Here is an 18577-nt window from a genome sequence, read left to right as displayed (position 1 = left end):
ATCTAACTATTATATTATTCATTATAAATAATATATATTAGCGCATTCAAATCTCAAAAACAATTTCATGAAAAAAATTAGCTACTTATTTTTTATTACAACCTCAATTTTCTTGTCATCTTGTAGTAGTGATGATTCCTCAGAAAACAATAACCAACCAAGTGAAAATCTTCTTCTAAGCCAATTAATCGTAAGCTATGAAGATGGTACAAGTTATATTACAAATTTTTCTTACGAAGGTGACAGATTAGTGGGAGCTTCAGACAATGATGGATATGAAGAAGTTTACACCTACACAAATAATTTATTGAGTCGTATAGATGAATATCAAGATGGAACTTTAGAAAGGTATGGTGAATTTGAATATGATTCACAAAATAGACTAATTGAGGAAACTTATAGTTTTGAAAATACAATTATTCAATCTAATAACTACTCTTACGATGAGCAAGGAGTAATTACAATGACTGATGATTGGGGTGAATATGATTATGTCCTAAATGATGATGGAGATATAATAGAGGAAATAGATGTAAATGGTAACCAGGATTATACCTATACTTATGACAATCATTTTAATCCATTCATTAATTTACATCAAAGAGAAACTCTAAATTTAATATCTGGAGGTTTTAGTATGACCATGCATAATGTTACTTCCTCTACAAATACTAGTGGAGCAAGTGTTACAGATGATTTTACTACAACTTATACTTATAATTCACAAGGGTTTCCTGTTTCAGCAACATCAATTTATGAGCCAGGAACTGTAAATGAAGAAACAGAAACGCTTCAATTTATTTATAACTAATAGAAAATAGAAATATTAAAAATCCTTAAGTTTATCCTTAAGGATTTTTTTGTTAAATGAAACTTCAAACTAACATACCACTACAACCACAACAGCATAATCAAATAGATTATAACGCTAAAGTGATGCTTTTAGGGTCTTGTTTTTCAGAGAATATTGGTGGCAAGTTTGACTATTTTAAGTTTCAATCCAATGTAAATCCCTTTGGTGTTTTATTTCATACTGTAGCAATTGAAAATCTAGTAGCTCGCAGTATCAATGAAGATTTTTATTCCGAAGAAGAGTTAATTTACAATAATGAAGTTTACAGTTGTTTTGATGCGCATTCAAAATTAAATTCTTCTACACAAAAAGATGTATTGAGGACTTTAAACGATAGTATTAAATCGACACATCAACAACTAAAAGACGCTACTCATATTATTGTTACCTTGGGTACAGCTTGGGTGTATAGGTATATAGCTTCAGACAAAATTGTGGCTAATTGTCATAAAGTGCCACAAAAGCAATTTCTAAAAGAACTATTGCCAATTGATGATATTTTAGCTTCAATAGAAAATACTATTGCATTAATTAGGAGTGTTAATCCTAAAGCAAATTTCATTTTTACAGTATCACCAGTACGACACTTAAAGGATGGCTTTGTTGAAAACACGCAGAGTAAATCGCATTTGCTTTCGGCAATACATCAAGTTGTTGATCCAAGACACCAACAATATTACTTTCCGTCTTATGAGATTATGATGGATGAGCTTCGTGATTACAGATTTTACAATTCTGACATGATTCATCCGAGCGATTTGGCTGTAGATTACATTTGGGAAAAGTTTAAAACAGTTTGGTTATCTGAAGATGCGCAACAAGTACTAGACAATGTCAAACAGATACAGTCTGGTTTAGCTCACAAGCCTTTTAACCCAGATTCAGAAGCGCATCAAAAGTTCCAAATGAAATTAAATGAGCGTATAGAAGTTCTTCAGACTGAATATCCTCATATGAACTTTAATAAATAAACTCTATTTACCTAATAGGTTTCTTTAGTTGTTCTTTTACTCTATCAAAAGACTTTTTGCTAGAGCGTTCCCATCTATGAATGTTATATTTTCTAGGAGCTTTATTTTTTTGAGACTCTTCTTTGTCTCTTATATTTTTTAACCAACTGAAGCGTTTTCGGGTGATAGAAATAACAAGTTCATTATTTGGTGAAATTCTTTCTAAAGCATTTAGAGCAGCAATGGAAACGTTGTGAATATTGTCATCAATAGCATTCAATAGCACAGGAACAGAAGAAGAGTTGCCAACAATTTCTAGGCCTTGAGCAGCAAGTTGACGTGTTTTATAATTCCCATATTTCAAACAATATTCTAACTTCAAAATATCTGAGTTTTTTACCCAGAACCTTATGGCTTTTTCAGAAGGTTCTGTAAGCTTCAGTTTGAAAAACAAGTATGAAATATTGTAAAACATTTTGATTACTAGGCTTATAATATCAGTATGAAAAATCGATATTTTGTTACAATCGGTCTTTTTCTAGATTTTGTTTTTAGGGCTTATACGCAATTCATCGTATAGTATTTTATAGAAATAATACTTTTATTTGTGTATGCTAAAAAGTGTATTTTATCCTAATAAAACAAATTCATTTGCATGGGTAAATGTATTGTTTCTCATCTTTCTGGTGACAATTGGAAAGGTTGAGGCTTATGCTGTACTTTTCGGTTATTTTTTAGAGAGTATAATTATTGGATTATTCAATGTGGTTAAGATGTACCTGTCTTACAAGCATAATGACAAAAAAGTTTCAATTCTATTTTCAATTCCTTTTTTTATTGTGCACTATGGTGGGTTTATAGCCATTCAATCTATTTTCTTGTTTGGGATTGTTTCCATAGCTGGTGATGTGTCTTTTAAAGAACCTTTTAACGTTTTAGCAAATTTTCAGAAAGTTTTAGAAATAGAAGGTGTGCCAATAGTTTTAGCGTTATTAGTGGGTACGCAGTTAATGAAATTTATATTTGATTTTCTTGTTCCTAAGAAATACAACCAATTCAAGGTGAACGAAATCATGTTTAAACCTTATTTCAGAATTTTTATTCAACAATTTACAGTGATTTTAGGATCGTTTTTTATGGTGTTTTCTAATGGTTCTATCGTTGCTGCTGTTTTACTGATTATCTTTCGATTTATTGTGGATTTTATCTTTATAGCTATTAAAGAAGATAGCGAGATTCTTGAAAGAATCGTAGATAAACTGCACGATGGTAAAACCAGTAAATCTGAAATAAGAAAGCAATTACTTCTCTTTACAGAATAGTTAATTCTGTTTATTGTATTCGTTTTTAATCATCTAAAAATCAAAATATACGTAATTCATCGTATGGTTTGGCTTTTGCTTATTGTTGAGATTTGTCTCATTAATAATCATAAAAATTTCAACAATGAAAAAATTAAACCAAATCTTGTTACTTATCATGACAGTTTCAGCAGTAACATTTACATCATGTTCTAGTAGTGACGATGGTGGTGGAGGTGGAAATGCTCCTTCGGGAACTTTAGTTGCAAAAGTTGATGGCACAAATTACGAATCTTGGGAGATATCATCTTCTGCTACAGTTGCCAACAATGGACAAAACTTAATAATTATTGCTTCTAATAGTGATGGAAATGCATTTTCATTCACAATTTTCGGTTATGAGGGAGTTGGTACTTACGATTTTGATGGCTCTTCAATCAATAATTTCAATACAGGTTCTTATTCAGAAACTGCTGTTGATTTAAACAATCCTCAAAACTCAACTACTGAAATGTGGCAAGCACCTTATGATAATTCTATGGTAGGTTCTTTAAGTGTTTCTGAAGAAACAGACGATAAGTTAATCGGAACTTTTGAGTTTACGGGTAAGAATCTTAATGGTGATCAATCTGTAAAGACCATTACTGAAGGTTCTTTCAATTTGAATAAACAAGTACAATAGAAAATTTGTATCATGAAAAAGCTATTAATTCAAATCAATAAAACAATGATGTTAGTACTCGTAATGGGTACTACATTGTTGTATGGACAAAAGGCAGAATCGCCAGATCAAAGCTATGATTTGGGTGCTAAAATAAATGAAATGACATTAACGGTTGGTGGTGTTTTAGTGGTTGCTACTAATGATGGCTTGGCAGGTATAAAGCCAGATCAAAGTCAACCTGTTTTTACCTTTAATAACTTCGGGAAGTTAAAACCTGAAGAGACCGATTTCATTCCAGGATCACCTTACATTGTGGTGTCTCAAGGAGCAGGTTCAAAATTTGCTGGTATAGCCAAAACCAAGCGTGCCGTTATAGATTATATGCAAGGAAAGGTAATATTTAATTCTGATGACGATAGTTGGAATCAGATTTACACTTGCGATGTGGTATTACCACAAAATAAACTTATAGTAAGTGGTATTCAAAAAGTAGGGAGTAAAGCAGAAAAAAGCACACCTAAAGTTGCGGTCTATGATCTAAACACATCAAAACTAGATTATAGTTTCTTTTTAGATACACCAGGACGAGTAGGAGTAGCAAAAGATTTTAGTGTAACAGGAACACCATTATTATTAAAAGATTTTTTAATAATACCAACAGCTCAAGGCTTGATTGCAAAATCGCATTCTGGTGAAGAGCTTTGGAAAAATAAAATTAAAAATGTGAGCTGGTTGGTTGCAGATAAAACAGAAAAGGAAATTTATGGTTTTGAAACTACAACTAACGGAAAGAACACACGTATCCATAAAATAGGAACAAGCGGACAAGAGCTTTGGGAAGATGATAGAAAAGTAAAAGGTATTGTTTCTAAATTCGAAATTCTGCCTCAAGGTTTGGCAGTTGTAAGTAATGTAACTGGTGGTGATGGTGCGTTTGCTGCAAAATCAGAATCTAAAATTACGATGTTTAGTGCTGCTACAGGTGAAGACTTTTGGGAAAAAGCACCAAAAACAAAAGGTTATGTACAGCATTTTTATATCATGGAAGATGGTATTTTGTTCGGAATCTATTCTGGTGGCATTAATAAGATTTCATTTGAAGGTGAAACACTATTCAAAAACCCATTAAAAACTGGTGAAAACATTATGATGATGGCACATACACCTCAAGGGTTAATCTATATTACAGGCGAAGATGCTAACATTGTTAACTTAGAAACAAGTGACCAAGTTTGGGATAAACCTTTAAAATATAAAAACATATCTTCAGTAGTATCAACTTTCGATAGTGATAATAACCGTTATTTAATTGCGGCTGGTGATGAATTGTTTGCTATAGATGCTAATTCAGGTGATGTTTCAGAGTTGGCAAAAATTAAGTTTGAAGAAAAGGAATATCCAAACTCAATTGAGATGAGAAATGATAACATATTCCTAAGTTCTTCTCAAAACTTAATGTCTTTAAGCGGTAATGGAGATGAAAATTTTCACGGTTATTACAAGTCACCAGGAAAAAGTGCTTTTATGAAAGTTGTAGGTGGTGCTGTAGCAGCAGCTTCTCTTGTAGCAACGGCTTCAACGGCTTACACTGCAGGAATGAACAATAATGGTATAAGTACCAACAATCTTAGAAATTATAATGATTATGGAAAGGAAGCAAAACGTGCTTCAGATATGTTTGCTTCAATAGCTGGCGCCTCTTTCGATATGATGTCTCAACGTTTTAAAGCTTCCTCAGCAACTGAAAATTCTCAGTTTATTTTAACAAAACTAGATAGTGGAGTTGGTCTTGTTAAGGTCAATAAAGATTCTGGTGAAGTAGAAAAAGAAATTGTGCTTAAAGACAAAAAACCAGAATATGAAGTAGACGAGTTTGGTGGTTATTTGTATTACAAAGCAGGTGATAACAAAGTTTATATGTACAATTTAAAAAATTAAACTTATTGATTAATTTTATAGAGATTAAGTGTAATCGTTGATTACGCTTAATCTTTTAAAATCGGCGCTTAATCGATAAAAATGTAACCAATTCTCAAATAGTTATATATTAGTTATGCTATTAATCAATTTTTGTAAGAAAGCATCAGGTAAATTTTCTGTTATAAACAGTAAGTTGTATCTGATGCTTTTTTTCTTCACCAACACGTTGCGATTTTCAATACTTACTTTAGTTTTTCTTTTTATGGGAATGGAGTTTGCCGCAGCTCAAGATGTAAAATCTCTTTTGCAGGAGCTTGAAAATCTCCAAAATGATTCACTTATAAGATTAAAGGCCCAAGAGATCTTGGAAAAACAGGATCTGAATGGTAATGAAAACATCATTGGCAAAGCCTATTATTATTTAGCAAGCTCTTTTGATGAAAAAAATAATTACAAGGCTATTGAATTCTATAAAAAAGCTAATGAGTTACTTGAAAATGATAGTGTTCTTGAAGACAGCTTCTTTAGACAATCTAGAATCCATACGATATTTTCCGAGTTTCCAGAAGCAATGAAAATGGCATTAAAATCATTGGAGTACAACAAGCTAAACAATAACTTGTCTAAGGTGCAGCGAGACATGTCTTATATTGGCTATATCAACGACCGAATGTATGAATTTAAGGCTTCTATTGATTGGAACAGAAAATCATTGGTCATTGCAAAACAACTTAAGGATACCATGGCAATGGCATATTGTTTTGGTAGAATTGGAATTGCTTATGACGAGTTGGCCGAAAAAGATGACTTTAACCCAAAACTTTTTGACAGTGCTTTATACTATAATAATAAGGCTGCAAAGTATGCGGAGTTGACAGGCAATTTGGGTTATGCCAGAACCACATATTCCAATATAGGGAATAGTTTTAGTAAGTTAAAAAACTATAAAAAAGCAGAAGAGTATACGCTTAAATCACTTGCCATACCTGGTTTTGAAGAATCAAAAGGTGTGACTTTAGTCAATCTTGGAAAGATTTATTTAGAGACTGGCAGATATAATGAAGCGAAAAAAATATTGGATAGTGCAATGCAGAATACCGTAAAGTACGGTACAAGAAAATATCAGCTTGAAGCTTTTTATCGATTGCACGAACTTGATGTTAAAAAAAATGATTACAAAAATGCTCTAAAGAATTATATAGACTATAAATCCATTGAAGATTCCTTGCTCAATGAAACCAAGACCAAACAGATTGTTGAAGCACAAGAACAATACAAGACAGCAGAAAAAGAACGTGAAATTTTAATGCAAAGGACCACTTTGGCAGAGCAAGATTTAATCATACAAGAACGGAATTATCAAATTTTTGGTTTAATTGCTTTAGCTGTTATAATGTCTGTAATAGGTTATCTTATTTATAAACAACAGCAGTTAAAGAACAATCAATTAAAGAAAGAAAGTGAATTAAAGGATGCACTTTTGAAAATTGAAACTCAGAATAAGCTTCAAGAACAACGCTTAAGAATTTCAAGAGATTTACATGATAATATTGGTGCACAACTCACCTTTATAATTTCGTCTATAGATAATTTAAAATATGCCTTTGAGATTAATGACCATAAGTTAAAACATAAGCTTAATACCATTAGCGACTTTACATCTAGTACTATTTATGAGCTTAGAGATACTATTTGGGCGATGAATAAAAACAAAATTACTTTTGAGGATTTACAAACCAGAATTTCAAATTATATAGATAAAGCGCACCTGTCTGATGCGCAAGTAAAGTTTGAATTTAATGTTGAAAGTAATGTTGATACTTCAGAGAAATTTTCTTCTGTTGAAGGCATGAATATTCTAAGAATTATCCAAGAAGCTATTCACAATAGTTTAAAATATGCTAATGCAAAAAGAATCAACGTTGATGTGTCTAAAAAGAATTCAAATGTAGAATTTCAAATTTCTGATGATGGAGCAGGCTTTGATTTAGAAAAAGTAAAACGTGGTAACGGTCTCAATAACATGGAAAAAAGAGCTATGGAGATCAATGGAAGTCTTGACATAAAATCAGGACAAGGAAAAGGAACAACAATAATACTTAGCGTTTAGTATTAACCACAAAAAAACTAAAATGAAAATAAGAATAGCCATAGTAGATGACAATACTTTTTTAATAAAAGCTGTAGAGGAAAAACTCTCCTTTTTTGATGACTTAGAGGTGAAGTTCTCGTCAATGAATGGGGTAAATTTACTACAGGATTTAGAAGAGAATAGTAATGTAGATCTTATATTGATGGATATTGAAATGCCTGTAATGAATGGCATAGAAGCTACTGAAAAAGTTAAGCAAAATTATCCGCATATTAAAATAATAATGCTTACTGTTTTTGATAATGATGAGAATATCTTTAACGCTATAAAAGCTGGTGCTGACGGCTATTTGTTAAAGGAGATTAATGCTGGTGACTTGCATTCTGGCATTTTGGAAACTTTAAATGGTGGTGCAGCAATGAATCCATCCATAGCGTTAAAAACCTTGAAGTTACTTAGAAACCCTTTTGTGATAGAAGATAAAGAAGAACAAGAAAACATTAAGCTTACCGAGCGCGAAGTTGACGTTTTAGAGCAACTTAGTAAAGGATTAAGTTATAATGCAATTGCTGAAAATCTTATTTTGTCCTCAGGTACTATTAGAAAGCATATAGAAAATATATACAGAAAATTACAAGTACATAACAAACTTGAGGCCGTTCAAAAAGCTAGGCGAAATAAAATTATTTAAGAAAAATAAATAATTGTTGTCATCCTGAACTAGTTTCAGGATTTCATAACATTATTAGCTTGAAATTTTAAGGGTGTACTCTTACACTATCAGGTACCAAAACTGTATAATCGCCATGGTTTCTAATGACATCACGTACAATAGAAGATGAAATAAAAGATGTTTTAGAAGCGGTTAATAAGAAGACGGTTTCAATTTTAGACAGTTTTCTGTTAGTATGAGCAATAGCTTTTTCAAATTCGAAGTCAGCAGGATTTCTCAAGCCTCTAAGGATAAATTCAGCATTAACCTCTTTACAAAAATCTATGGTTAAACCTTCATAGGTTACAACTTTTACTTTTGGCTCATCTTTAAAAGCTTCTTCAATAAAATGTTTGCGCTCTTCAAGAGAGAACATATATTTTTTTTCCGAGTTAATACCAATGGCAACAATAACTTCGTCAAAAAGTTTAATACCTCTCGTTATAATATCGTAATGTCCATTGGTAATCGGATCAAAAGATCCTGGGAAAAGAGCTCTTCTCATTTTGTAAACTTTATCTTTTCAAAGATAATTATTATTTCTTCAACGCTTCTTCAATAGCATTTGTAAACAAGTCTTTTAAGCTAATTCCTGCTTTTTCGGCTTGTTGCGGTAAAATGCTTTCTTTGGTCAGACCTGGTACAGTATTTACTTCAAGAAGATGCGGTTCATCATTTTTAAAAATAAATTCACTTCTAGAAAAACCGGTCATACCCAAAACCTCATATATCTTTTTGGCTACTGTTTCGACTTTAGTTTTATAATCATCAGATATTCTCGCTGGAGTAATTTCTTGAGATTTACCTTCGTATTTCGCTTGGTAATCAAAGAAATCATTTTCCGAAACTATTTCAGTAATTGGTAAAACAGTGGTTTCACCTTTATAAGATATTACACCAACAGAAACTTCTGTACCATCTAAAAATTGTTCAATAATAATTTCGTTGTCTTCCTTAAATGAGGTTTCAATAGCGGTCTTTAAATCTTCCTTTTTATACACTTTTGAAATACCAAAACTACTACCAGCTTTATTCGCTTTTACAAAACAAGGCAGACCAACTTTTTTAACGATTGCATCTTCGTTAATAGTATCTCCAAGGTTTACATAATAACTCTCTGCAGTTTTAATACCGAAAGGTTTTAAGGTCGCTAGCAAGTCTCGTTTGTTAAACGTTAATGCAGCCTGATACATGCTACAGCTAGTCTGAGGAATATTCAAAAGTTTAAAATAGGCTTGCATAAATCCATCTTCACCTGGTGATCCGTGAATCGCATTAAACACACAATCAAACGTGATTTTTTTAGAACCTACAGTTATAGAAAAATCATTTTTGTCAACAGGAAATTCTTCATTATCTTCATTGACATACACCCATTTGTCTTTAAAGATATGGATAGCGTATGGAGTATATTTTGTACGGTCTAACGTTTCAAAAACAACGGAGCCACTTTTAAGCGAAATCTTATATTCGCTAGAGTAACCTCCCATAATTATAGCAATAGCCTTTGTCATTCTATTTAATTAAAGTTGTAATGTAAAAGTATTCTTTTTTTGAAAAACTTAATCTATAATTTGATACGTATATTAGTTTTATGACGTTGTTAAAGCATCATAATATTTTATTAGTTTTGTCTTTTTACATTCACACCTATGAGTTTTGTTAAGTTTCTTACCAGTAAAGTCTTTTTTAAACAATTAGCTTTAGCTATTGTCGCCCTTGTTGTTCTATGTTTTTTCGCATTAAAGTGGTTAAATATTACAACAAATCATGGCGAGTTTGTAACCGTACCAGACTTAAAAGGTAAATCTTTGGAAACTGTTGAAATAGAATTGAATGATAATGACCTAACATGGAAATTACAGGATTCTGCCAACTACAATCCAGATTATCCCAAATATTCAGTAATAGAACAAAATCCAGTTGCGGGTTCTCAAGTCAAAGAGAATAGAAAAATATATTTGATTTTAAATCCTTCTGGTTACAGAAAGGTTGAAGTGCCAGATGTTTTAAAACGAACATTAAGACAAGCAAAACCGCAGTTAGAAGCTTTAGGTTTTAAAGTGGGCAATTCAACTTATGTAGATTACATCGGAAAAGATGTTGTCTTAGGATTAAAATTTGAAGGCGAAACTTTAAAGCCAGGAACTAAATTGCCTTTAACTTCAGAAATAGATTTGGTTTTAGGTAATGGTAATCGCGAATAATTATGGCTGATATTATTGAAAATTCTGACGATGAGTTAGATGATGAACTTTATGAGCATTATGCTTTTAAAGTAGAGAATGGGCAAAAGCCTCTCAGAATAGATAAATATTTAATGAATTTTGTTGAAAATGCAACACGAAACAAAATTCAACAGGCTGCAAAAGACGGTTCTATTTTCGTTAATGGTACTCCTGTAAAATCGAATTATAAGGTAAAACCACATGATCAAATTACGGTAAAGTTTGAACATCCACCTCATGAACATTTATTGGTTGCCGAGAACATTCCAATTGATATTGTTTACGAAGATGATGATTTACTTGTGGTAAATAAACCAGCAGGTATGGTGGTGCATCCTGGTCATGGTAACTATTCAGGGACTTTAATCAATGGATTAATTTATCATTTTGAAAACTTACCGAATAACTCGAGTAATCGTCCAGGCTTGGTACATCGTATTGATAAAGATACTAGCGGACTTTTGGTGGTAGCAAAAACCGAGCAAGCTATGGCACACCTGTCTAATCAATTTGCCGAAAAAACCAGTGAACGCGAATATGTCGCCATAGTTTGGGGAAATATAGAAGAGGAAGAAGGAACAGTTGAAGGTAATATTGGTCGTCATCCTAAAAATAGATTACAAAACACCGTTTTTGAAGGTGATGAGGCTTACAAAGGAAAAACTGCATTAACCCATTATAAAGTTTTAGAACGATTGGGTTATGTAACTTTAGTGAGTTGTAAGCTCGAAACAGGACGTACACACCAAATCCGTGTGCACATGAAGCATATTGGTCACACGCTTTTTAATGATGAACGTTATGGTGGCGAAAAAATCTTGAAAGGCACAACTTTTACCAAGTACAAACAATTTGTAGAAAATGCATTTAAGGTGTTGCCACGCCAAGCACTTCACGCTAAAACTTTAGGCTTTGAGCACCCAACAACAGGTAAGTGGTTAAGTTTTTCAACCGAAATTCCAGAAGATATGCAACAATGTATAGAAAAGTGGAGAGGCTACGCTAAGCATCAAGAGCTATAATAAGTCGATTTCTGTATTATTAAACTGTCACGCTGAGCCTGTCGAAGTGTTCTTTCAATAGCTTTAATTAGGAGATAGCAATTACTTATAACACTATCAAAATAAGTTTTTAGTTCCATTTTCAACTCTCTTTTTAAGGTTGTACTTTTGAATATCAAATTAAATGGGCTTTTATGAAACTTGTATTATCACCAGCAAAATCTTTAGATTACGACAGTAAATTACCAACAACTAAAACGACCGAAAGTTGTTTTTTAGCAGAAGCAGAACGCTTAAATAAATTACTGAAAAAGAAATCAGCAAAGAGTCTGTCTAAGCTAATGCACATTTCTGATAATTTAGGACAGCTGAATTACGACCGTAATCAAGAATGGGAGTTACCATTTACTAAAGATAACGCCAGACAAGCTATTTATGCATTTAATGGTGATGTTTATAGAGGGCTTGATGCCTATACTATTGATACCAAGAAATTGGATGAAGTTCAAGATACGGTTCGTATAATTTCTGGTCTTTATGGAATTCTAAAACCGTTGGATTTAATTCAACCTTACCGATTAGAAATGGGAACCAAAATGCCAGTTGGTAAGAATAAAAACCTTTACGAATTCTGGCAAAAGAAAATCACCAAGGCGCTTAACGACGAAATGACAGATGACGAACTGTTTTTAAATTTGGCTAGTAACGAGTATTCTAAAGCTATTGATAAAAAGGCTTTAAAAGTGCCAGTTGTTGATGTTAACTTTAGAGAGTTTAAAGATGGTAAGTATAAAACCATAGCGATTTTTGCAAAATTAGCTAGAGGTTTAATGACAAGGTACATTATCGACACCGATGCTAAAACGCTAGACGATATCAAAGGTTTTAATTATGAAAACTATGGTTTTAGCGAAGAATTGTCATCTGAAAAAGAGTTGGTTTTTACAAGATAGTTTCTATCTTTAAAAGCCTAAAAGTCATTTATGCTTTATTACCTTACTGTTGCTTTACAAGCTTTTTGTATCTATCATGTTTACAAAAATCACAAACCTTATTATTGGTACTTTGTTATTTTCTTTATTCCTGGTTTAGGGTCTTTAATCTACATCTTAACTCAGGTTTTTAGTAAGAGCGATGCGGATAAAATCCAAGAAGATATTACAACTATTATCAATCCAACTAAGAAGATCAAAGACCTAGAAAATAAAATAGAGTTTTCAGATACTTACACTAATAGAATTGATCTTGCTGCTGCTTATGCTAAAAGTGGGAATTTCTTAAAAGCCATTGAAAATTATAATAAAACTCTAGAGGATAAGGTGCAAGACGATTTTTATGCAAGGCAACAATTAGTATTATGCTATTATGAAATCCAAGACTACAATAATGTAATAGCACAAGCAGAAATTATAAAGCACAAATCTGAATTCAAAGGTTCAAAACAACAATTTTGCTATGGATTAGCACTAAAAGAAATAGGTAGAGTTGAAGAAGCTGAAGTTGAATTAAAAGCAATAAATAAGCCTTATTCAAACTATGAAGAACGATTAGAGTTGGCAAAATTCTATATTGAAAATAATAAATCTGAAGCCGGTAAATCATTGTTGGAAGAAATATCTAATGAAGCCCAATACATGACTAAACCTAACAGAAGACTTTACAGAAGTGCTATTGCTGAGGTTGAACGTATTTTGAAGTCTCTGTAATGTTTGTTCACAAACATCCATATCCACCATTTATAAAAGATAATACCGAAAAACTAATTGTTGGCACTTTACCACCTCCAAGATTTTCTACAGGTGAATTATTAGAGCAAGATGTTGATTTTTGCTATGGTAGTTATTACAATTCATTGTGGCTATTTATAGATAAGATCCATAATCTCAATTTTAGGTACGATAACTCTGAAGAAGCCATAGCGCAGCGAAAGCAGTTTCTGATTAAAAACAAAATAGGAGTTTGCGATATTGTAGCCTCATGCGAGCGCGAAAAAATTGATGCTTCAGATCTTGGAATGAGTAATGTGAAATTGAGAGACATTGTTGGTTATTTGAAACAATACTCAAATATTAAAACCATTTTATTTACAGGTGGAAATAGCAAAAATGGACCAGAATATTTCTTTCGAAAACATCTTAAAGATTACAATCTTAAATTGGAATTGGTAACTAACGAAGTGCCGAGAATTCATAAATTTACTCTAAGTCATCCTGAACCCGTTTCAAGATTTCATAAAGAGAATGAAAGAACTATAAAAACCGTCTCTCTAACTTCAGCTTCTGGAGCTGCGAACATATCCATTAGTAGATTGCCACTTTATAGACAACTAAAAACGAAAAATCCAGAGTTTAATACCTTTGATTTTAGGGTGATGCAGTATTCTGAGTTTTTTTAAGTAGCCATAAAATAATCCCCTTGCCTAAGCAAGAGGATTTTCTATCAAATCAATCAATCAATCAATCAATTTTTGCCACAATTATGCTGTGGTCTTTCTTTTTTGTGATTTTCGACAAAAGCTTTGTACTCGTCTATAGTTACAGTTCCGTTACCATTTTTATCCATTTCTGAAAAACGATCTTCAATACGTTTTTGCTTCATTAACTCTTTTCTGGCAATAAACTCTTCTAAGGATAATGAACCATTAGAATTTGTGTCTAATTCTTTAAAGTGTTCGCCAATTGTTTCTTCTTTAACCTCCTTTCGTTGACGCTGATCTTTAAATTCTTCCAATGATAATGCTCCATCATCATTAGTGTCTAGTTTTTTAAATAATTCTTCAGAGCTAGGTCTCTGTTTACGTTTTCTTTCCTGAGCATCTACAAAGGATACAGCACAAATAGCAATAACCAATACGCTTAATTTTAATGTTTTTGAAATCATAATTTATGTGTTTTAATTAATGAACACCTCTATGACTTCATAGTTTGAAAAGCGTTTAATTAGAATGTCTATTTTGTGATATTTTTAACGAAGTTGCCTTAAACCTTCATAAACAATAATACTCACAGCATTAGCAAGATTAAGACTTCTAATATTCTTACTATACATTGGTATTTTGAAAAGGTCTTCTTTTCGTTCTTCAATTAGAGGTTTTGGCAGACCTACAGATTCTTTACCAAAAACAAGAAACATATCATCCGTAAACTGTATATCCCAATGCGATTTAGTACCATTACTGCTTAAAAAAGCCATTTTTTTATCTGCATTTTTAGTAAAGAATTCCTCTTTGTTTTCGTAATAAATGACTTCAAGATGTTGCCAATAATCAAGTCCAGCACGTTTTAGGCGTTTGTCATCAATTTCAAAACCAAAAGGTTTAACCAAGTGTAATCGAGAGCCTGTAGCCAAAGCTAATCGACCAATATTACCTGTGTTATTCGGTATCTCAGGTTCTATAAGAACAATGTTTAAAGGCATACTTTTTAATTTGATTCTTTCTTAGCAGGAATAAGTTTTAAGATTATTAGTCGAACTAATAATAAAAATGGAAATCCATGTAAAAGTACATCAAAGTAATCCATTGGAGACATGCCAACAGCACCTCCTGCAAGCCATCTTACTTTTCCAACAATATGTGGTTCGGGAAAAAATGGTGCTAAACCAAGCGTTAAACATAGTAGAATAACAAGTTTCCAGTCGTTTATTAATTTTTTCATATTAAAAAAGCCTGTTCAAATATATGAACAGGCTTTCTTATTTTGTTGTTTAATACTTATTTTTTCTTTTGTTGATCCTTAATGGTATTTTCATCAATGTCAAACTCATTTGTAGACTGATTCACATTACCAGTAGGATTTGTTGGATTACTTTGTTTTTTAGTTGGTTTAAACTTTCTCTTATCTGCTATAATGCCCATAATTCATTTGTTTTTGTGTTCTATTTAATATAAGGAATTAAGGGGTTTTAATGTCTCAAAAGTATCTTAAAATCTAAGTTTTAATTGTTAAAAACTATTAATTCTTAAAAAGTATTGGGTTAACAAAGTTGTTCAATTCGTTTATCCCGTTTTCAGAAATATATTTAATAAAAGCACTACCAATAATAGCTCCTTTCGTATGAGTTGAAACTTGGGTAAATGTGTCGTTGTTTGAAATACCAAACCCAACAATTTGAGGATTGTTTAAATTCATTTTAGAAATACGTTCAAAATAAGTAGTCTGTGCTTCTCCGAAGCCAGATTGTGTACCAGTTGTACTCGCAGAACTTACCATATAAATAAATCCGTTTGAAATAGAATCGATATATCTAATACGTTCTTCTGAAGTTTGAGGCGTGATTAAAAACACGTTGATAAGTCCATATTTTTCAAAGATAGCTTTGTATTCCTCGTCATAAACATCAGCAGGTAAATCAGGAAGAATTAATCCATCGATACCGATCTCTTGGCATTTTTCACAAAAGGGCTCAACACCATATTGCAACACAGGATTAAAATAACCCATGATAATTAATGGAATTGAAACTGACTTTCGAATATCTTTAAGCTGTTCGAATAGTTTTTCTGTGGTCATACCATTTTTTAGTGCAGTTGTTGAACTGGCTTGAATGGTTGGTCCATCAGCAAGTGGATCGCTAAACGGTAGACCGATTTCTATCATGTCCACACCACTTTGTTCTAAATTCTGAATAATAGAAACCGTGTCATCTATATTTGGGTAGCCTGCTGTAAAGTATATGGACAATAGCTTTTTATCTTCGTTTAGTTTTTGGTTTATTCTGTTCATAATTTTATAGAAATGAGATATGAGAATATAGATATTAGACATTTATTTAAAGTCTTATGTTTCTTTTCTCGCATCTAGCGTCTTTTAAAGCTTGAAATAATCAATATAATTCTGTAAATCCTTATCACCACGACCAGATAAGCTGATAACAACAATATCATCTGGTTGAAATGTTTTATGTTTAAAAACAGCCAAAGCATGAGAACTTTCTATTGCAGGAATAATACCTTCCAATTTGGTTAATTCTAATCCGGCTTGCATAGCTTCATCATCTGTTGCAGAGTAAAATTCACCACGACCAGATTTGTATAAATGCGAATGTAATGGACCAACACCAGGATAATCTAAACCTGCAGAAATAGAGTAGGGTTCTGTAATTTGGCCATCATCAGTTTGCATTAACAAGGTTTTGCAACCATGAATAATACCTTCTTTACCTAATGCAGATGTTGCTGCACTTTCACCAGAATGGATGCCTTTACCTGCAGCTTCTACAGCAATAATACCAACGTTTTCATCATCTAAAAAATGATAATATGTTCCAGCTGCATTACTACCACCACCAATACAAGCTACAACATAATCTGGATTTTCTTGACCTTCCTTTTCTTTGAGTTGCCATTTTATTTCTTCTGAAATTACAGACTGAAATCGCGTCACCATATCGGGATATGGATGTGGGCCAATAGCTGAGCCAATAATGTAATGTGTGTCTACAGGATTGTTAATCCAATCTCTAATGGCTTCGTTTGTGGCATCTTTAAGCGTTCTACTTCCTGATAATGCAGGTCTTACTTCTGCACCTAGCATTTTCATACGAGCAACGTTTGGTGCTTGTCTGGCAATATCAATTTCTCCCATGTACACGATACAGTCTAGTCCCATTAGTGCACAAACCGTAGCTGTAGCAACTCCGTGTTGTCCAGCACCAGTTTCGGCAATGATTCTGGTCTTGCCCAAACGTTTTGCCATAAGGATTTGTCCAATGGTATTATTTACTTTATGTGCACCAGTATGATTTAAATCTTCACGTTTTAAATATACTTTGGTATTGTACTTTTCTGAAAGGCGCTTGGCAAAATAGAGTGGGGAAGGACGACCAACATAATCCTTAAGCAATTGATTAAACTCTTCTTGAAAAGACGATTCTGCCATTACTTTAAGATAGTTTTGGCGTAGTTCTTCTACGTTTGGGTAGAGCATTTCTGGTATAAAGGCACCACCAAATTCGCCGTAGTAACCTTTGTCGTTGATGTTGTATGTGTTTTTCATAGTCTAATGTCATCCTGAACTTGTTTCAGGATCTTATTTTGTTTTGTCAGGTCGAATTAAATTCGATAGAATTTTCTGTCAGAACCAGATACTTCTCGATACAATTTTTTCATTCTTCAAAAATCACTCGAAGTGACGTACTTTTTAAATTCTTCTAGTTTTTCAATAGCCTTTAATCCAGGTTTTATTTCAAATTTGCTGTTGATATCTACAGCATAGCAATATTTAGATTCCTCTCTCTGAAGGAATGATATAACATTGTCTATTTCTTCTAACCCAATACCACCACTTAAAAAGTAAGGTTTTGTTGATCGATACTCTTTTAACACGTTCCAATTGAAGGTGTAACCGTTTCCGCCTGGTAATTTTCCTTTGGTGTCAAATAGAAAATAATCTACTACATCTTCATAAGGTTGAAGTTGACTGAAGTCGAATTCATCTTTGATGCTGAATACTTTGATGATTTCAATTGATCTGTCATTGCGAGTTCTGACACTTTTTGTCAGTACGTGGCAATCTGTTTCTTTTGATAAGATTGCTTCGTCGCTGCGCTTCTCGTAATGACGTTTCAGGACATTACAATAATCTAGAGATTCATTACCATGAAGTTGAACTGCATCAAGTTCATATTTTTTAATTTTCTGAATAATAACATCAATTGCTTCATCAACAAAAACACCAACTTTTTTGATTGACTTTGGTAATTCTGGAATGGCACCTTCAAAATTACGAGGTGATTTGTCGTAAAAAATAAAGCCAAGATAGTCTGGTTGCAGTGCTGCAACTTCAGCTGTATTATATTTCATTCCACAGATTTTGAAAAAAAGCCCTTTTTGACTGTCGGCATTTTCTCCAGAAGG

General features: G+C 32.5%; 22 protein-coding genes. 12 read left to right on the top strand and 10 right to left on the bottom strand.

Going from position 1 to position 18577, the window contains the following annotated elements; genetic code table 11:
* The first annotated feature begins 67 nt into the window (after positions 1-67).
* Entirely contained in the window at positions 68-811 is a 744-nt protein-coding gene (locus QGM60_RS10820) for a hypothetical protein (protein WP_281140256.1), read from the top strand.
* A gap of 56 nt (positions 812-867) precedes the next feature.
* Positions 868-1824: a GSCFA domain-containing protein gene (locus QGM60_RS10815; RefSeq protein ID WP_281140255.1), complete on the top strand. Its 957-nt coding sequence runs from the start codon at positions 868-870 to the stop codon at positions 1822-1824.
* A 7-nt stretch (positions 1825-1831) separates the two neighbouring features.
* Here QGM60_RS10815 and QGM60_RS10810 read toward each other — a convergent pair whose 3' ends face one another.
* Complete coding sequence (locus tag QGM60_RS10810) at positions 1832-2278, bottom strand: HEAT repeat domain-containing protein (protein WP_281140254.1); 447 nt, start codon at positions 2276-2278, stop codon at positions 1832-1834.
* A gap of 136 nt (positions 2279-2414) precedes the next feature.
* On the opposite strand from QGM60_RS10810, the gene QGM60_RS10805 reads away from it, so the two are divergent.
* The 5 genes from QGM60_RS10805 (at position 2415) to QGM60_RS10785 (ending at position 8471) form a co-directional block, all read left to right on the top strand.
* The gene (locus QGM60_RS10805) at positions 2415-3125 is read left to right on the top strand and encodes a DUF6498-containing protein (protein ID WP_281140253.1); all 711 of its coding nucleotides are present in this window, start codon (positions 2415-2417) and stop codon (positions 3123-3125) included.
* A 124-nt stretch (positions 3126-3249) separates the two neighbouring features.
* Complete coding sequence (locus QGM60_RS10800) at positions 3250-3786, top strand: DUF6252 family protein (RefSeq protein ID WP_281140252.1); 537 nt, start codon at positions 3250-3252, stop codon at positions 3784-3786.
* A gap of 12 nt (positions 3787-3798) precedes the next feature.
* Positions 3799-5706 carry a hypothetical protein gene (locus QGM60_RS10795; RefSeq protein ID WP_281140251.1) on the top strand — a complete coding sequence of 636 codons (1908 nt, stop codon included), beginning with the start codon at positions 3799-3801 and terminating at the stop codon, positions 5704-5706.
* Positions 5707-5890: 184 nt separating this feature from the next.
* Complete coding sequence (locus tag QGM60_RS10790) at positions 5891-7798, top strand: sensor histidine kinase (protein WP_281140250.1); 1908 nt, start codon at positions 5891-5893, stop codon at positions 7796-7798.
* A 22-nt stretch (positions 7799-7820) separates the two neighbouring features.
* Positions 7821-8471, top strand: a complete 651-nt coding sequence (locus QGM60_RS10785) for a response regulator transcription factor (protein WP_281140249.1) — start codon at positions 7821-7823, stop codon at positions 8469-8471.
* Between the two features lie 67 nt (positions 8472-8538).
* Here the strand turns inward: QGM60_RS10785 and coaD are convergent, their stop codons facing one another.
* Together coaD and QGM60_RS10775 are read right to left on the bottom strand one after the other, a co-directional pair.
* The gene (gene coaD / locus QGM60_RS10780; protein ID WP_281140248.1) at positions 8539-8997 is read right to left on the bottom strand and encodes a pantetheine-phosphate adenylyltransferase; all 459 of its coding nucleotides are present in this window, start codon (positions 8995-8997) and stop codon (positions 8539-8541) included.
* Positions 8998-9028: 31 nt separating this feature from the next.
* Positions 9029-10006 (bottom strand): D-alanine--D-alanine ligase, encoded by a 978-nt coding sequence (locus tag QGM60_RS10775; RefSeq protein WP_281140247.1) that lies wholly within the window; start codon positions 10004-10006, stop codon positions 9029-9031.
* A gap of 138 nt (positions 10007-10144) precedes the next feature.
* Between QGM60_RS10775 and QGM60_RS10770 the strand changes: the two genes are divergently transcribed.
* The 5 genes from QGM60_RS10770 (at position 10145) to QGM60_RS10750 (ending at position 14116) form a co-directional block, all read left to right on the top strand.
* Complete coding sequence (locus tag QGM60_RS10770) at positions 10145-10699, top strand: PASTA domain-containing protein (RefSeq protein WP_281140246.1); 555 nt, start codon at positions 10145-10147, stop codon at positions 10697-10699.
* A gap of 2 nt (positions 10700-10701) precedes the next feature.
* Positions 10702-11742 carry an RluA family pseudouridine synthase gene (locus tag QGM60_RS10765; protein WP_281140245.1) on the top strand — a complete coding sequence of 347 codons (1041 nt, stop codon included), beginning with the start codon at positions 10702-10704 and terminating at the stop codon, positions 11740-11742.
* Between the two features lie 173 nt (positions 11743-11915).
* Positions 11916-12674, top strand: coding sequence for a peroxide stress protein YaaA (gene yaaA / locus QGM60_RS10760; RefSeq protein WP_281140244.1), 759 nt, complete (start codon positions 11916-11918; stop codon positions 12672-12674).
* 30 nt (positions 12675-12704) lie between these two features.
* On the top strand, positions 12705-13427 hold the full coding sequence (locus QGM60_RS10755) for a hypothetical protein (protein WP_281140243.1): 723 nt from the start codon (positions 12705-12707) through the stop codon (positions 13425-13427).
* Positions 13427-14116: a uracil-DNA glycosylase family protein gene (locus QGM60_RS10750; RefSeq protein ID WP_281140242.1), complete on the top strand. Its 690-nt coding sequence runs from the start codon at positions 13427-13429 to the stop codon at positions 14114-14116. The genes QGM60_RS10755 and QGM60_RS10750 overlap by 1 nt, the downstream gene beginning before the upstream one ends.
* A 65-nt stretch (positions 14117-14181) precedes the next feature.
* Here the strand turns inward: QGM60_RS10750 and QGM60_RS10745 are convergent, their stop codons facing one another.
* The 7 genes from QGM60_RS10745 to QGM60_RS10715 form a co-directional block, all read right to left on the bottom strand.
* Entirely contained in the window at positions 14182-14601 is a 420-nt protein-coding gene (locus QGM60_RS10745; RefSeq protein ID WP_281140241.1) for an EF-hand domain-containing protein, read from the bottom strand.
* Positions 14602-14685: 84 nt separating this feature from the next.
* Positions 14686-15138: a tRNA (cytidine(34)-2'-O)-methyltransferase gene (locus tag QGM60_RS10740; protein ID WP_281140240.1), complete on the bottom strand. Its 453-nt coding sequence runs from the start codon at positions 15136-15138 to the stop codon at positions 14686-14688.
* A 5-nt stretch (positions 15139-15143) separates the two neighbouring features.
* Complete coding sequence (locus tag QGM60_RS10735; protein ID WP_281140239.1) at positions 15144-15377, bottom strand: hypothetical protein; 234 nt, start codon at positions 15375-15377, stop codon at positions 15144-15146.
* Between the two features lie 56 nt (positions 15378-15433).
* On the bottom strand, positions 15434-15577 hold the full coding sequence (locus QGM60_RS10730) for a hypothetical protein (protein WP_281140238.1): 144 nt from the start codon (positions 15575-15577) through the stop codon (positions 15434-15436).
* Between the two features lie 97 nt (positions 15578-15674).
* Entirely contained in the window at positions 15675-16445 is a 771-nt protein-coding gene (gene trpA, locus QGM60_RS10725; RefSeq protein ID WP_281140237.1) for a tryptophan synthase subunit alpha, read from the bottom strand.
* An 84-nt stretch (positions 16446-16529) separates the two neighbouring features.
* Positions 16530-17717: a tryptophan synthase subunit beta gene (gene trpB / locus QGM60_RS10720; RefSeq protein WP_281140236.1), complete on the bottom strand. Its 1188-nt coding sequence runs from the start codon at positions 17715-17717 to the stop codon at positions 16530-16532.
* Positions 17718-17833: 116 nt separating this feature from the next.
* Positions 17834-18523, bottom strand: a complete 690-nt coding sequence (locus QGM60_RS10715) for a phosphoribosylanthranilate isomerase (protein WP_281140286.1) — start codon at positions 18521-18523, stop codon at positions 17834-17836.
* Between the last annotated feature and the right edge of the window lie 54 nt (positions 18524-18577).

The sequence above is a fragment of the Winogradskyella sp. SYSU M77433 genome, assembly GCF_029911945.1.
In the GTDB taxonomy this organism is placed as follows: domain Bacteria; phylum Bacteroidota; class Bacteroidia; order Flavobacteriales; family Flavobacteriaceae; genus Winogradskyella.
This window is presented reverse-complemented; position numbering and strand designations above follow the sequence as displayed.

Bases quoted from the DNA above. Each gene is read 5' to 3' on its own strand.
- QGM60_RS10820 (WP_281140256.1), top strand. From the start codon at position 68: ATGAAAAAAATTAGCTACTTATTTTTTATTACAACCTCAATTTTCTTG.
- QGM60_RS10815 (WP_281140255.1), top strand. From the start codon at position 868: ATGAAACTTCAAACTAACATACCACTACAACCACAACAGCATAATCAA.
- QGM60_RS10810 (WP_281140254.1), bottom strand. From the start codon at position 2,278: ATGTTTTACAATATTTCATACTTGTTTTTCAAACTGAAGCTTACAGAA.
- QGM60_RS10805 (WP_281140253.1), top strand. From the start codon at position 2,415: ATGCTAAAAAGTGTATTTTATCCTAATAAAACAAATTCATTTGCATGG.
- QGM60_RS10800 (WP_281140252.1), top strand. From the start codon at position 3,250: ATGAAAAAATTAAACCAAATCTTGTTACTTATCATGACAGTTTCAGCA.
- QGM60_RS10795 (WP_281140251.1), top strand. From the start codon at position 3,799: ATGAAAAAGCTATTAATTCAAATCAATAAAACAATGATGTTAGTACTC.
- QGM60_RS10790 (WP_281140250.1), top strand. From the start codon at position 5,891: ATGCTTTTTTTCTTCACCAACACGTTGCGATTTTCAATACTTACTTTA.
- QGM60_RS10785 (WP_281140249.1), top strand. From the start codon at position 7,821: ATGAAAATAAGAATAGCCATAGTAGATGACAATACTTTTTTAATAAAA.
- coaD (WP_281140248.1), bottom strand. From the start codon at position 8,997: ATGAGAAGAGCTCTTTTCCCAGGATCTTTTGATCCGATTACCAATGGA.
- QGM60_RS10775 (WP_281140247.1), bottom strand. From the start codon at position 10,006: ATGACAAAGGCTATTGCTATAATTATGGGAGGTTACTCTAGCGAATAT.
- QGM60_RS10770 (WP_281140246.1), top strand. From the start codon at position 10,145: ATGAGTTTTGTTAAGTTTCTTACCAGTAAAGTCTTTTTTAAACAATTA.
- QGM60_RS10765 (WP_281140245.1), top strand. From the start codon at position 10,702: ATGGCTGATATTATTGAAAATTCTGACGATGAGTTAGATGATGAACTT.
- yaaA (WP_281140244.1), top strand. From the start codon at position 11,916: ATGAAACTTGTATTATCACCAGCAAAATCTTTAGATTACGACAGTAAA.
- QGM60_RS10755 (WP_281140243.1), top strand. From the start codon at position 12,705: ATGCTTTATTACCTTACTGTTGCTTTACAAGCTTTTTGTATCTATCAT.
- QGM60_RS10750 (WP_281140242.1), top strand. From the start codon at position 13,427: ATGTTTGTTCACAAACATCCATATCCACCATTTATAAAAGATAATACC.
- QGM60_RS10745 (WP_281140241.1), bottom strand. From the start codon at position 14,601: ATGATTTCAAAAACATTAAAATTAAGCGTATTGGTTATTGCTATTTGT.
- QGM60_RS10740 (WP_281140240.1), bottom strand. From the start codon at position 15,138: ATGCCTTTAAACATTGTTCTTATAGAACCTGAGATACCGAATAACACA.
- QGM60_RS10735 (WP_281140239.1), bottom strand. From the start codon at position 15,377: ATGAAAAAATTAATAAACGACTGGAAACTTGTTATTCTACTATGTTTA.
- QGM60_RS10730 (WP_281140238.1), bottom strand. From the start codon at position 15,577: ATGGGCATTATAGCAGATAAGAGAAAGTTTAAACCAACTAAAAAACAA.
- trpA (WP_281140237.1), bottom strand. From the start codon at position 16,445: ATGAACAGAATAAACCAAAAACTAAACGAAGATAAAAAGCTATTGTCC.
- trpB (WP_281140236.1), bottom strand. From the start codon at position 17,717: ATGAAAAACACATACAACATCAACGACAAAGGTTACTACGGCGAATTT.
- QGM60_RS10715 (WP_281140286.1), bottom strand. From the start codon at position 18,523: ATGAAATATAATACAGCTGAAGTTGCAGCACTGCAACCAGACTATCTT.